General features: G+C 72.5%; 15 protein-coding genes. 9 read left to right on the plus strand and 6 right to left on the minus strand.

Annotation, left to right across the window (positions count from 1 at the left end; all coding sequences use genetic code 11):
• Window positions 1-2 precede the first annotated feature (2 nt).
• Window positions 3-1,175: an acyl-CoA dehydrogenase family protein gene (locus IEY33_RS08240; protein WP_188962164.1), complete on the plus strand. Its 1,173-nt coding sequence runs from the start codon at window positions 3-5 to the stop codon at window positions 1,173-1,175.
• A gap of 142 nt (window positions 1,176-1,317) precedes the next feature.
• Window positions 1,318-2,493 carry an MFS transporter gene (locus tag IEY33_RS08245; protein WP_229670874.1) on the plus strand — a complete coding sequence of 392 codons (1,176 nt, stop codon included), beginning with the start codon at window positions 1,318-1,320 and terminating at the stop codon, window positions 2,491-2,493.
• A 48-nt stretch (window positions 2,494-2,541) separates the two neighbouring features.
• Here IEY33_RS08245 and IEY33_RS08250 read toward each other — a convergent pair whose 3' ends face one another.
• Window positions 2,542-3,156: an IMPACT family protein gene (locus tag IEY33_RS08250; protein ID WP_188962167.1), complete on the minus strand. Its 615-nt coding sequence runs from the start codon at window positions 3,154-3,156 to the stop codon at window positions 2,542-2,544.
• 110 nt (window positions 3,157-3,266) lie between these two features.
• On the opposite strand from IEY33_RS08250, the gene IEY33_RS08255 reads away from it, so the two are divergent.
• Together IEY33_RS08255 and IEY33_RS08260 are read left to right on the plus strand one after the other, a co-directional pair.
• Window positions 3,267-3,836: a TetR/AcrR family transcriptional regulator gene (locus tag IEY33_RS08255; RefSeq protein WP_188962169.1), complete on the plus strand. Its 570-nt coding sequence runs from the start codon at window positions 3,267-3,269 to the stop codon at window positions 3,834-3,836.
• A gap of 28 nt (window positions 3,837-3,864) precedes the next feature.
• Entirely contained in the window at window positions 3,865-5,121 is a 1,257-nt protein-coding gene (locus tag IEY33_RS08260) for an MFS transporter (RefSeq protein ID WP_188962172.1), read from the plus strand.
• Between the two features lie 140 nt (window positions 5,122-5,261).
• Here the strand turns inward: IEY33_RS08260 and IEY33_RS08265 are convergent, their stop codons facing one another.
• Window positions 5,262-5,873, minus strand: a complete 612-nt coding sequence (locus IEY33_RS08265; RefSeq protein WP_188962174.1) for an NUDIX domain-containing protein — start codon at window positions 5,871-5,873, stop codon at window positions 5,262-5,264.
• A 325-nt stretch (window positions 5,874-6,198) separates the two neighbouring features.
• On the opposite strand from IEY33_RS08265, the gene IEY33_RS08270 reads away from it, so the two are divergent.
• Complete coding sequence (locus IEY33_RS08270; RefSeq protein WP_188962176.1) at window positions 6,199-8,007, plus strand: N-acetylmuramoyl-L-alanine amidase family protein; 1,809 nt, start codon at window positions 6,199-6,201, stop codon at window positions 8,005-8,007.
• Window positions 8,008-8,029: 22 nt separating this feature from the next.
• Here IEY33_RS08270 and IEY33_RS08275 read toward each other — a convergent pair whose 3' ends face one another.
• Genes IEY33_RS08275 through IEY33_RS08285 form a run of 3 tightly spaced genes read right to left on the minus strand, consistent with a single transcriptional unit; the run spans window position 8,030 to window position 9,725 of the window.
• Window positions 8,030-8,329, minus strand: coding sequence for an AzlD domain-containing protein (locus IEY33_RS08275; RefSeq protein ID WP_188962178.1), 300 nt, complete (start codon window positions 8,327-8,329; stop codon window positions 8,030-8,032).
• Window positions 8,326-9,030 carry an AzlC family ABC transporter permease gene (locus IEY33_RS08280; RefSeq protein WP_188962179.1) on the minus strand — a complete coding sequence of 235 codons (705 nt, stop codon included), beginning with the start codon at window positions 9,028-9,030 and terminating at the stop codon, window positions 8,326-8,328. The genes IEY33_RS08275 and IEY33_RS08280 overlap by 4 nt, the downstream gene beginning before the upstream one ends.
• Window positions 9,030-9,725 (minus strand): amino acid ABC transporter permease, encoded by a 696-nt coding sequence (locus IEY33_RS08285; protein WP_188962180.1) that lies wholly within the window; start codon window positions 9,723-9,725, stop codon window positions 9,030-9,032. The genes IEY33_RS08280 and IEY33_RS08285 overlap by 1 nt, the downstream gene beginning before the upstream one ends.
• 171 nt (window positions 9,726-9,896) lie before the next feature.
• Here IEY33_RS08285 and IEY33_RS08290 point away from each other — a divergent pair, with 171 nt between their 5' ends.
• The 3 genes from IEY33_RS08290 to IEY33_RS08300 all read left to right on the plus strand — a co-directional run bounded on the left by IEY33_RS08290 (window position 9,897) and on the right by IEY33_RS08300 (window position 10,897).
• Window positions 9,897-10,037, plus strand: a complete 141-nt coding sequence (locus IEY33_RS08290) for a hypothetical protein (RefSeq protein WP_188962181.1) — start codon at window positions 9,897-9,899, stop codon at window positions 10,035-10,037.
• Between the two features lie 198 nt (window positions 10,038-10,235).
• On the plus strand, window positions 10,236-10,577 hold the full coding sequence (locus IEY33_RS08295) for a DMT family transporter (protein ID WP_188962182.1): 342 nt from the start codon (window positions 10,236-10,238) through the stop codon (window positions 10,575-10,577).
• Window positions 10,574-10,897, plus strand: coding sequence for a DMT family transporter (locus IEY33_RS08300; protein WP_188962185.1), 324 nt, complete (start codon window positions 10,574-10,576; stop codon window positions 10,895-10,897). The genes IEY33_RS08295 and IEY33_RS08300 overlap by 4 nt, the downstream gene beginning before the upstream one ends.
• 115 nt (window positions 10,898-11,012) lie before the next feature.
• Here IEY33_RS08300 and IEY33_RS08305 read toward each other — a convergent pair whose 3' ends face one another.
• Window positions 11,013-11,774 (minus strand): ABC transporter substrate-binding protein, encoded by a 762-nt coding sequence (locus tag IEY33_RS08305; RefSeq protein ID WP_188962187.1) that lies wholly within the window; start codon window positions 11,772-11,774, stop codon window positions 11,013-11,015.
• A gap of 18 nt (window positions 11,775-11,792) precedes the next feature.
• Here IEY33_RS08305 and IEY33_RS08310 point away from each other — a divergent pair, with 18 nt between their 5' ends.
• The gene (locus tag IEY33_RS08310) at window positions 11,793-12,290 is read left to right on the plus strand and encodes a TlpA disulfide reductase family protein (RefSeq protein ID WP_229670875.1); all 498 of its coding nucleotides are present in this window, start codon (window positions 11,793-11,795) and stop codon (window positions 12,288-12,290) included.
• Window positions 12,291-12,310 lie beyond the last annotated feature (20 nt).

Genomic DNA, 12,310 nt, shown 5'->3' on the forward strand with positions numbered 1-12,310 from the left:
CCATGCTCGATTACTTCCAGGCCCGCAGTCTCCTCGGCGGAGACGAACAACTCGTGATGGACAGTGTTCGCAGCTACGTGGACGCGCAGCTCATGCCGCACATCGCCCGGTGGTGGGACGACGCCGACCTCCCGGTCCGCGACGTGATGAAGGGCCTGGGCGCGCAGGGCCTGCTCGGCCCGACCATTCCCGAGGAGTACGGCGGGTCGGGCGCCAGCTACAGCAGCTACGGCGCCATGATGTACGAACTGGAACGCTGCGACAGCGGCCTGCGCAGCGCCGCGAGCGTGCAGGGCAGCCTCGTCATGCACCCCATCTACACGTACGGCAGCGAGGAGCAGAAACGCGAGTACCTGCCGGGCCTCGCGAGCGGCGAACTCGTCGGCTGCTTCGGCCTGACCGAACCGGACGGCGGCAGCGACCCCGGTGCCATGCGGACCCGCGCCCGCCGCGACGGTGACGACTACGTCCTGAACGGCAACAAGATGTGGATCACGAACAGCCCCGAGGCGGACCTGGCGGTCGTGTGGGCCAAACTGCAGGGCGAGGACGGCAGGGACGCCGTGCGCGGCTTCATCGTGACGCGCGGCACGAGGGGCTTCAGCACCCCCAAGATCGGGCGCAAGATGAGCCTGCGCGCCAGCGTGACGGGCGAGATCGTGCTGGAGGACTGCCGCGTTCCGGCGAGCAGCATGCTGCCGGGCGTGGCGGGCCTCAAGGGGCCGCTCGGCTGCCTCACCAGCGCCCGCTACGGGATCGCGTGGGGCGCGATGGGCGCGCTGGAAGCTGTGTACGCGGCGACGCTGGAGTACACCACGGGCCGCAGCACCTTCGGCAAGCCCATCGCGGCGCGGCAGCTGGTGCAGGACAAACTGGTGCGGATGCTGACGGACCACACGACGGGCCTGCTGCTGGCCGTGCAGCTCGGACAGCTGAAGGATTCGGGCCGCATGACCTTCGGGCAGGTGAGCCTCGCCAAGCGCAACAACGTGCGCGTGGCGCTGCAGGGCGCGCGGCTCGCGCGGGAACTGCACGGCGGGAACGGCATCACCACCGAGTACCCCGTCATCCGGCACATGCTGAACCTGGAGACGGTGGACACCTACGAGGGCACGCACGACATCCACACGCTGATCGTCGGGCGCGACATCACGGGCCTCGGCGCGCTCGAATGACGGGAGCGCGGGCATAACCGGCAAGTCCGGCAGCAGGGACATCACCGGCCAGTCCGGCGGCGGGGACATAAGCGGCAAGTCCGGCAGCGCGCCGTCCGCCACGGTTTCGGCGGGGCCGGACGCGGTGCGCGGGCAGTGGCGCATGGCGTGGGTGGGGATGCTCGTCACGCTGGTGTCGGTGGCGTGCGCGCGGCTGGCGTTCGGGCTGGTGCTGCCGCAGATGCGTGCGGGCCTGCACCTGTCGTACGCGCAGGCGGGCACGCTCGGCACGCTGACGGCCCTGGGCTACCTGCTGATGCTCATTCCGGCCGGGCAGCTCGCGCGGCGCTGGAGTGCGCGCGGCAGCGTCCTGATCGGCCTGACCCTCAACACCCTGGGGTTCGTGGGGCTGTGGGGGGTGCAGTCGCTCGGGCCGCTGCGGCTGCTGATGGTGCTGCTGGGCTTGGGGACGGCGCTGGTGTTCACGCCGCTGGTGTCGCTGCTGACCGCGTGGTTCCCGGCGCGGCGCGGGACCGTGATCGGGCTCGCGTCCAGCGGCGTCGGGGTGGGACTGCTGCTGACGGGCGTACTGCTGCCGCGCCTGACGCACGCGTACGGGCCGGGCAGCTGGCGACTGATGTGGGCGGCCTTCGCGCTGCTGGGCGTGCTGGTGCTGGCGCTCGCGGCGGCCGTGCTGCGCGAGGCGCCCCGCGCGGGCGGACGGCCGGAACGCGTGCCGGGCGCGAGCCTGCGCGTGTACCGTTCGGCGGGCGTGCTGCGGGTGGGCGGCGCGTACGGGCTGGGCGGGCTGGCGTACAGCGTGCAGACGCTGTTCATGCTGAGCTTCACGCTGCAGTCCGGCGTCTCCCCTGCCGTGGCGGGCACGCTGGTCGCCGTGCACGGCCTGCTGAGCGTGTTCGCGGGCGTCGGGTGGGGGTGGCTGTCGGACCGGCTCGGGCGCGGCCCGGCCATGATGCTGGCGGGCACGCTCACGCTGGTCGCCATGACGGCGCCGCTCGCGTGGCCTCACCCGGCGGCGTTCGCGCTGCACTGGGTGCTGCTGGGCCTGACGATCTCCGGGTACTTCACGCTGCTGCAGGCGGCCGGGACGGAGGAGGTGCCGCACGCGGACGCGCCGCTCGCGCTGAGCGCCATCACGGTGTTCTTCGCGGTGGGTCAGTTCGTGGGGCCGAGCGTGGCGGGCCTGCTCGTGGAGCACGGCGGGTTCCGGGCGGCGTTCGCGCTGAGTGCGGCGGCCGTGCTGGTGTCGCTCGCGCTGACGGTGTGGCGGTACCGGGCGGGCCGCCGTGACCGGCAGGCCGTGCCGGACGGTGCCTGAACAGGCGGGACAGCGGCAGGACGGGCCTGCCCGCCGGTGGGCGACCGGTCAGGCTTCGCTGAGTTCGCCGTTGCCGCGTGTGGCGTCGCGCAGCGCGGCCCGGAAGGTGCCGGTGTCCTCGGGGTACAGGTGCAGGGTGAGGGTGAGGCCGGTGGCGGTGTACGTCTCCTCGCCGCGTTCGGTGTCGTGCTGGGTGAGCAGGTGGTACAGGGTGCTGACGTCCGCGAAGGGCACGCTGGCCGTGACGGTCACGCGGGGCCGCACGAGGTGTCGCCGGGCGGTGCGGACGCATTCGGCGGCGAGGTTGCCGTACGCGCGGGCGAGGCCGCCCGTGCCGAGTTTGATGCCGCCGTAGTAGCGGACGACGGCGACCGTGACGTGGTCCACGCCCTGGCCCTGCAGGGCGCGCAGGATGGGTTGTCCGGCGGTGCCGCCGGGTTCGCCGTCGTCGCTGAAGCGGTACGCGGTCCCGATGACGTAGGCCCAGCAGACGTGCGTGGCGTCCGGACGTTCGGCGCGGAGCGAACGCACCCAGTCCAGCGCCTCTTCGGGGGTGTCGGTGCGGGCGGCGAGGGCGATGAATTCGCTGCCCTGGGTCACGGTGTCGGCGCGCCAGGGGGCGCCGGGCGTGGCCTCGAGCGTCGTGAAGGGGTCCGGCGTCATGACGGGCAGCGTAGCAGGAGGCCCGCGCGCCGGACGAACGGGGCGGGACGGCACGGCGGAGTGTCGCCTGCCGCGCGATCGAACATACCGTCCGGACGGTATGTTAGGGCATGGCTTCCAGTTCCGTCCACGTCCGCAACACCGACCTCACCCGGCAGCAGCTGCTCACGGCCGCCGCCGACCTGCTCCTGGCGGGCGGCGTGAACCGCCTCACGCTGGACGCCGTCGCCGCCCGCGCAGGTGTCAGCAAGGGCGGCCTGCTGCACCACTACGCCAGCAAGGACGCGCTGCTCCTCGGGCTCGCCGACCGGCTCGTGCAGCGCTTCCGGGACGACCTGCAGGTGTGGCTGGACCGCGAGACGCCCGGCACGCCCGGCCGCTGGGCACGCGCGTACGTTCACGCGACCTTCGCGCCCGGTCAGGACGCGCACGACGAGGCGGTGTTCCTGGCGCTCGCCGGGGCTGTCGCCGCGCAGCCCACCCTGAACGCGCACCTGCGGACCCTGATGACCTTCGTGGACGAGGACAGCCTGCAGGACGGCCTGCCGCCCGCCCGCGCCACCGCCCTGCGCCTCGCGTGCGACGGCCTGTGGCTCAGCGACCTCGCGGGCCTCCCGCCCATCCGGGACGCGCACCGCGCCGACCTGTACGCCCAGCTGCTCGCGTGGACGCAGCCGTGAACGGTGCTCCCCCCCACGGGCGGCAGCCGTGACCGCGCCCCTCCCGCACGAGCGGTGGAAGCCGCGCTTCTACACGGTGTTCGGCGGTCAGGCCCTGTCCCTGATCGGGTCGGCCCTCACGCAGTTCGTGCTGATCTGGTGGATCACGCAGCAGACCGGGTCGGCCAGCGCACTCAGCGTGGCGGGCATCATGGCGCTGCTCCCGCAGGCCCTGCTGGGACCGCTGGGCGGCACGCTCGCCGACCGCTACAGCCGCCGCGTCATCATGATCCTGACGGACGCCGTGAGCGCCGCGTGCATGCTGGTCCTCATCGCGCTGTTCGCGACGGGCCGTGTGCAGCTGTGGCACATCTACACCATGATGTTCGTGCGCTCCAGCATGCAGGCCTTCCAGAGTCCGGCCGCGCAGGCGAGCACCGCCATGCTCGTGCCCGGCAGCTGGCTGCCGCGCGCCGCCGGGCTCAACCAGTCGCTGCAGGGCATCATGACGGTCGCCGCCGCGCCGCTCGGGGCACTCGCCCTGAGTGTCCTGCCGCTGCAGGGCGCCCTCCTGATCGACGTGTTCACCGCGCTGCTCGGCATCGTGCCGCTGTTCTTCTGGCGCATTCCGCAGGGCCGCCTGGAGGTGCAGCAGAGCGTGTGGCAGGACTTCCGGGAGGGCCTGAGCCTCGTGACGGGCTCGCCCGCCCTGACGCGGCTGTACCTGCTGATCGCGGCCGTGGTGCTGGTGATCATGCCGACCTTCACGCTCACGCCGCTGCTCGTGAAGCAGCACTTCGGGCTGGGCGTGAACAGCGTCGCGCTGATGGAGGGCCTGTCGGGCGTCGGGATGATCGCGGGTGGCCTGCTGGCCGCCGTGATCCGGTGGCGCAGCCGCATCGCGGCGGTCCTGATCGCGTTCGCGGTGTCGTGCGGGACGGTCGCGCTGACGGCCCTGGCCCCGCCGCACCTGTTCTGGCTGGCGGTGGTGTGGTGGGTGGTGAGCGGCGTGACGTTCAGTCTCGGCAGCGCCCCGCAGACGGCCCTGCTGCAGAGCATCGTCCCGAACCACCTACAGGGCCGGGCCCTGTCGCTGCTCGGCACGCTGACGGGCCTGGCGGGGCCGGTGGGGCTGGCGCTCGCCGCGCCGCTCGGGGAGCGGATCGGGACGCAGGGCATCTTCGCGTGGGGCGGGTTCCTCGCGGCGGCCGTGTGCCTGCTGGGCTTCGCGTCGCCCGCCCTGATGCGCATCGAGACGCCGGGCGCCGTGCCGGAAGGGACGGGCCGCCGCGACCGCGTGCACTGACGCCCGCCGGACTCACACGGAATGGCACAACACGCTCCGAGTTCAGCCGAGCGGAGCGAGTGGCAACAGGGACGGTGCGGCGCAGGTGGAAGGGATGTCGGTGCTGTTCCCGGCATCCCTGGAATCGGATCAAAACCGTATCAGGCGGGCAGAAGGCCGCGTTCCACGAGGTGCCGCCGCGCGTGGAAGAGGGTGAGGGCGCCCGGCCCCTGCAGGATCTCGCCCGCGAGGAGCCTGCGGTACACCTCAGGGAGAGGCAGCACCAGCCGTTCGATCAGTTCGTCCGGTTCGGGGTGAGCGTCGCCGAGCGTCACGCCGAGGGCCAGCAGCGGGTAGAAGGCGACACCGCTCACGCTGGGCTGCGGGTAGAAGGCAGGCAGCGCGATCCATTCGCGGGCCGTGCCGCCCACCTCCTCCTGCAGTTCGCGGGCGGCACTGTCCAGCACGTCCTCGCCGGGCTCCATGCCGCCCGCGACCACCTCGGTGATCCAGGCGCGCAGCGGGTAGCGGTACTGGCGGATGAGGACGGCCTCTCCGGCCGGGGTGATGGGCAGCACGAACACGGCGCGCGGGCCGCGCGGCCGGTACAGGTACGTGAGGCGCGTGCCGCTGCCGGTGAGGACATGATCGCGGTGCAGGACGTGCGGGGGGCCGGACACGGTCTCGCTGCCGAGCGTTTCCCAGGGCTGCTGTTCGTCGGGGACGAGGGTGGGCCAGTTGGGGTGGGCGGGGCGGTCGGTGGGGTCGGGCACGGTTCAGGCTACCGCGCCGCAGGACCGATACGGTTCTGAGCTGAACTCGTGGAGTTCGGCCGAGCGAAGCGAGCACCAACAAACGGTGTTGATCCGATTCCGGGGACGCCGGGATAAGCGCTGACATCCCTTCTTGGGCAGAACAGCGCCCATGACTGGGACAGCTCCGCAGGAGAGGACGCCTGCCCGCTTCTTGGGCAGAACGGACGTCCTGCAGGACGCCTGCCCGCTTCCACCTCCTCAAAACCGTATGAGAAGCCGTTCTCATCTCATGAGGACGCAGGTCACATTCTCACCGCGCGGCCACGTACAGTACGGTCAATTCATGGCCAGCCTCCCTGCTTCCCGCGACGCCAGCTCCGGCCTCCGCTCCTGCACCCTCGCGCTGCTCACGGCCCTGACGTTCGGCAGCGGGGCGCACGCCGCCGCCCCCGACCCCTTCCTGCGTTCCGGCCCGGTCGCGCAGCCCCCCACCCTCAGCGGCCCGGCCACACCCGGCAGCGCGGCCCCCGCCCCGGCCCCCGTCACCACCGCCGCGCCCGTGCTGGCCGGGCCGCCCGTGCAGGCGTTCGGTGTGCCGCGCTTCAGCAGCACCGGCGGCAACACCCGCGTCGTGTTCGACCTGCCCGCCGGCCTGCGGTACTCGCTGACGCCCACCTTCAGCGGCCTGCGCCTCGACGTGAACGCCCAGCCGGGCGTGCGCGTGCAGGCGCAGCACGTCCCCGCGCCCGGCGCGGCCGTCAGCGACTACAGCCTCACGCTCGGCAGCGACGGCAGCTCGCAGCTGCTGCTGCAGACGCCGTTCCCGCTCGGCAGCACGCAGGGCTGGACGGCCAGCGAGACGACCATCGCGACCGGCGGCCGCGTCCTCATCCTGAACTTCGGTGCGGCCCTGGGCGGCGGCGCGGAACCCAGCGTGCGCGGCACGGTCCTCGCCGTCGCGCCGCCCGCCATGCCCGGCAGTCCCTCCGCCACCGCGGGCGCGCCCGTCCCCACCGCCGACCAGCTCCCGCCCGGCGACACCGCCAGCGCCCTCGGCTCGAACGCCCTGCCCACCCCCACGCCCGCCCTGCCCGGCAGCAGCGACAGCAGCCGCCTCACGAGCGGCACCGTGCCCGGCACGCCCGCCGGACCCGCCACGCTCGGCGCGCCCCGCATCGGCAAGAACCCTGGCCTGACGCGCGTGGTGCTGGAACTGCCGCCCGCCGCGACCTTCCGCGTCACGCCGCTCCCGCTCGGCCTGCGCATCGACCTGAGCGGCGTGAGCGCCGGACAGCTCACGAGCGCGCCGAACCTCACGCCGGAAGTGCGCGGCTGGAGCGTCGCCCCGAACCTTACGGGCGCGTCCCTGACGCTGCTCACGTCCTCCCCCATCACGCTGCGCAGCGGGTGGCGTGACGTGCTCCTCCCGCCCGCCGACGGCAGCCAGCTCGCCCGCCTCGCCATCGACGTGTCGCCCGCCCTGGCCGACACCAGCCCCCTCGGGCCGCTCGCGCTCGCCCCGCTGCGCAGCGCTCGCCCCGCCATGCTGGCCTTCAGCGGCACGCCGAACCGTCCGCGCGTCGTGCTGGACCCCGGTCACGGCGGCAGCGACCCCGGCGCGATCGGGCAGATCGTGGAAAAGGAAGTGACGCTCGACGTGGCCCGCCGCGTACGCGCCGACCTCGCGCAGGCGGGCATCGACGTGATCATGACGCGCGACAGCGACACCGCCCTCGCCGCCGACAAGACCACCGACCTCGGCATGCGCGCCGCCCTGGGCACGACCACCGGCGCGCAGATGTTCGTGAGCATCCACGTGAACAGCACCGAGGCCGCGTCCGCCCTCAGGGGCTACGGCATCGAGACGTGGTGGAACAACAACCACCCGAACTCGCAGGCGCTCGCGCAGAGCATCCAGCAGGACGCGGTCGCCAGCACCGCCGCGTACTCGCGCGGCCTGAAGAACGTCCACACGCTCGCCGTGCTGCGCCTGTCGCGCATCCCGGCCGCCCTCGTGGAGATCGGGTACACCAGTCACCCCATTGACGGGCAGAACCTCAAGGACAGCAACTACCTCGACCGGGTGGCGTTCGGCGTCGCGTCCGGCATCCGCGACGCGCTGCAGGCCGGGATCGGCACCACCTGGCGCTGACCGACCCGGCAGGCACGCGCGTTCAGCCCAGCCCGAGCCAGCGCAGCAGCCAGTACGTGCCGAACCCGCCCAGGATGCCCAGCGCGAGCTGACGGGAGCGCCACATCAGCAGGCCCGCCACCAGCGCCGCCACGGCGCGCCTGGGGGCGTCCGCGGCGTTCGCCACGTCCGGCACGACCAGCGCCGCGAACACGCTCACCGGCACGAACCGCAGGAACGCCAGCCAGAACGGCGGGAGGCGCACGCCGCCCAGACTGAGGCCCAGGTACCGGGACGCGAAGGTCACGGCCCACATGCCCAGCATGGTGAGCAGCACGTTCACGGTTCCCGCCCGCCCGCGTCCCCCGCGCCCCTGGAGGTGAGGGCCGCGCCGAGCAGCGCGCCGCCCACCCCGGCGATCAGGACCGTCAGGCCGCCCGGCAGGACGCGCGACACCGCCCACGCGAGCAGGCCCGACCCGGCCGCCACGATCAGCGTGACGCGCGACGTGAGGAGCGGCACGAGCAGGCCCAGGAACGCCAGCGGGAAGATCACGTCCGCGCCCACCGCCGCCGGGTCCGGAATGAACGCCCCCACCAGGGCGCCCAGCAGCGTGAAGGCGTTCCACACGACGTACAGGCTGAGTTCCGCGCCCAGCAGGAACGGCAGGCTGAGCGTGCCCTGCGGCGCGGCGATCACCACGCCGTACGCCTCGTCCGTCAGGAACTGCGCGGCCAGCCCGCGCCGCCACCCGTGCAGCGGGAGGCTCTGCGCGAGGCTGAGGCCGTACAGGACGTGCCGGACGTTCAGCAGGAACGTGGTGCCCACCACTGCGAGCGCGCTCGCCCCCTGTCCGAACAGGCCTGCCGCCGCGAACTGCGACGCGCCCGCGAACACCGTGAGGCTCATGAGCTGCGTGTCCAGCACGCTCAGGTGGGCGGCGCGCGCCGTGACCGCGTACGCCACCGCGAACGGCGCGACGCCCAGCCACAGCGGCAGCATCGCCGTGAAGCCCGACAGGAACGGCGAGCGGGCCACACGCATCAGATGACCCGCCGTTCCGGCAGCCGCTCCCCGCGCGACAGGCGGCGCTCCATCAGGCGCACGAGGCGCGTCAGGGTGAAGGTCAGCAGGAAGTACACGACGGCCAGCACCGCGTACACCTCGAACTGCCGGTACGTGGCGTTCGTGATGTACTTGCCCTGCGCGAACAGTTCCTGCAGCGTCACCGCGCTCGCCAGACTGCTGCCCAGGATCAGCGACACGAACTCGTTCCCGAGCGCCGGGAGCGCCACCCGCCACGCCTGCGGCAGCACCACGAACCTCAGGGACTGCACGCGCGACAGGCCCAGGCTGCGCGCCGCTTCCAGCTGCCCGTCCGGCACGCTCCGCAGGCCGCCGCGCACGATCTCGGACGTGTACGCCGCCGAGTACAGCCCCAGCGCCAGCACCGCCGCCGGGAAGCCCTGCAGCGTCACGCCCAGCGCGGGCAGCCCGTAATACACCACGCTCAGCAGCACGATGAGCGGCACGCCGCGCACCACCTCCACGTACGCGTTGCCCAGCGTGCAGAGCAGCGGCACCCGGAAGGTCCGCACGACGCCCAGCAGCGTCCCCAGCAGCACCGACACCAGCAGCGCCGACACGCTCACGCCGAGCGTCAGCTGTAGCCCCGCCCACAGCAGCGCCGGGTAGTCCCCCGACAGGATGGCCCGGAAGCCGATGAGCAGGTCATTCACCGGGACAGGATAGCGGCCCGGCACGCCACGCACCCAGGGACACCGCGCCCCGCAACCGTGCCCGACCAGACCATGCCCTGACACGCGCCCCTTACACTGGAGTGAGGCCCGCGCGGACAGTCCCCCCTGGACTGAGCCCCCCATACCGGACCTCAAGGTAGACGTGAATTCATGCCAGTCCTGGCACCCCAGCACCCGACCGTGCCCGACCTCGCCCGCAGCGGCGACCCCGTGGCCCGCGCACGCGACACCCGCGAAGGGACCGTGCCGCACACCGTGATCGACTCGCTCTACGTCCGCAGCTGGACGTAGGCCCCACGCACGCCGGACCCACACCGCCCACGCCCCGGACCCGCCCCGACCGGCGACCGGCCCGGCGGCCAAGCAGTGCAGGCCAGCGTGACGGCGTCCGCGTACCCGCGAACCGTCACCCGTGCCCCCGGCCGCACGCGCGCCACCATTCGAGATCAAGCACACTTCAGGTCCCCGACCTGACAAGGAAGGTGTTCTATGCGGGCCTGGCTCGCGCTCTTCTCCGCCATCGCCTTCGAGGTGACCGGCACCCTGACCCTCAAACTGTCCGCCCTGCATCACCACGGGGCCGGACTGCTCGTCACGTACGTGTTCCTGGCGGCGTCCTACGCGCTGCTCGCGCAGGCGTTCCGGCGCATTCCCGTCGCCGTCGCCTTCGCCGTGTGGGAGGCGGCCGGACTGGCCCTCGTCACGCTCGCGGGCGTGGTCCTGCTGCACGAGACGCTCACGCCCGCCCGCCTGATCGCCATGCTGGGCCTCGGGGCGGGTGCGTGGCTCCTGCACCACGGCACGCGCCCCGCCCGGGCGGTCCGGCCATGACGTGGACGCCGCTGCTGCTCCTCGCGCTGGCCGCCCTCATGGACGTCGCCGCGAACCTGCTCCTCAAGCACTCGGACGGTCTGCGCCGCCCCCTGCCCGCCGTGGGCGGCATCGCCCTCATCCTGATGGCCTTCACGCTGCTCGGCATCGCCCTGCACAGCGTCCCGCTCGGCGTCGCGTACGCCGTCTGGGGGGGGCTCGGCATCATCCTCACCGCCCTCCTCAGCCTGCGCGTGGACCACGTGCGCTTCACCGCGCGCGGCTGGGCCGGCCTCGGCCTGATCCTCGGCAGCGTCCTCCTGATGCACCTCAGTCACTGACCAGAGTGAGGGGCAGCCGGACCCGTCCAGGCCGACTGCCCCTCTCTGCGCGTCACGGGGACGGCCTCCATCTGCTCCGGCCCGCCCCCTCAGGCGGTGGTGGCCGGGGGCCAGATCATTTCTGCGCGATCCATTTCTCCAGCAGGTTCTGGTACTCGCCGCTCGACCTGAGGCGCGCGAGCGTCCTGTTGGCGGCGGCGACGAGGTCGCTGCCCTTGCTGAACACCATGCCGTAATCTTCGGACACGAGTTCCTTCCCGGCCTGCGCGAACTGGCCCGGCAGGCGCTTCTGGAGGCTCGTGACGGTGGGCGCGTCGCCGAGCAGCGCGGCGATCCGGCCTGACTGCACGTCCGCGAGCCCGGCCGCAAAGTCGTCGTACACCTTGATGACGGCTCCCTTGGGTTTCAGGGTGTCGTTCGCGGCGAACTGCCCGGTGGTGTTGGCCTGCACGCCGATCACCTTGCCCTTCACGTTCGCGGGCCACGCGAACTTGCCGGGGTTGCCGCCCTTCACGATGAACACCTGCGCCGAACGGTAGTAGGGGGCGCTGAAGCTCACGATCTTCGCGCGTTCCGGCGTGATGGTGATGGCGCTCATGGCGATGTCCACGCGGCCGCTCGTGACGCTCTGAGGCATCAGCGCCCCGAACCCGACGGGACTGATCTGCAGTTTCACGCCGAGGTCCTTCGCGACGGCGCGGGCGATCTCGATGTCGAAGCCCTGGAAGCTGCCGTCCGCGCCCTTGAACTCGAACGGCTGGAAGGTGGGGTCCGTGCCGAGCACGAGGACGCCCTTCTTCTTGACGTCCGCGACGCTGGACGCGAGGGCGGACGACACGGTGAGCAGCGCGGACAGGAGGAGCAGGGAACGCTTCATGGAGGGTAGGATAGCGCCGTGAGCGAAGCACCGACCTCCCCCCATCACACGGACGCGGGCCATGACGGGCGGTGGCCGGACCGTCAGGACTTCGTGCAGGGGCCGCCCGTGCCGCCCCCGGACGCGTGGGAGCGGCCGGGCGTGGTGATGTTCTTCAACCTGGAGTGCCCCGGCTGCGTGTCGCGCGGCCTGCCGTTCCTGAAGCGGCTGCACGCGGAGTTCGGTCGTGAGGTGCAGGTCATGGCGGTCCACACGAGCCGGGGGCACCGGGGGTTCGCGCGGGAGGACGTGGAACCGCAGCTGCGGCGCTTCGTGACGACGTTCGCGCGCCTGCCGTTCCCGGTGGCGCTCGACCTGACGGGGAGCGTGGCGGCCGCGTGGGAGACGGAAGGCACGCCGCACACGCTGGTGTTCGCGGCGGGCGGCGAGCTGCTGCGCAGCGTGTACGGCAGTCAGGAGGGCGCGCAGACGCGGCTGGAGTACCTGCTGGCCGAACTGAGCGCCCACCCGTCCTGAACCCGGTCAGAGCGGGGAGG

Source organism: Deinococcus aquiradiocola (genome assembly GCF_014646915.1).
In the GTDB taxonomy this organism is placed as follows: Bacteria; Deinococcota; Deinococci; order Deinococcales; family Deinococcaceae; genus Deinococcus; species Deinococcus aquiradiocola.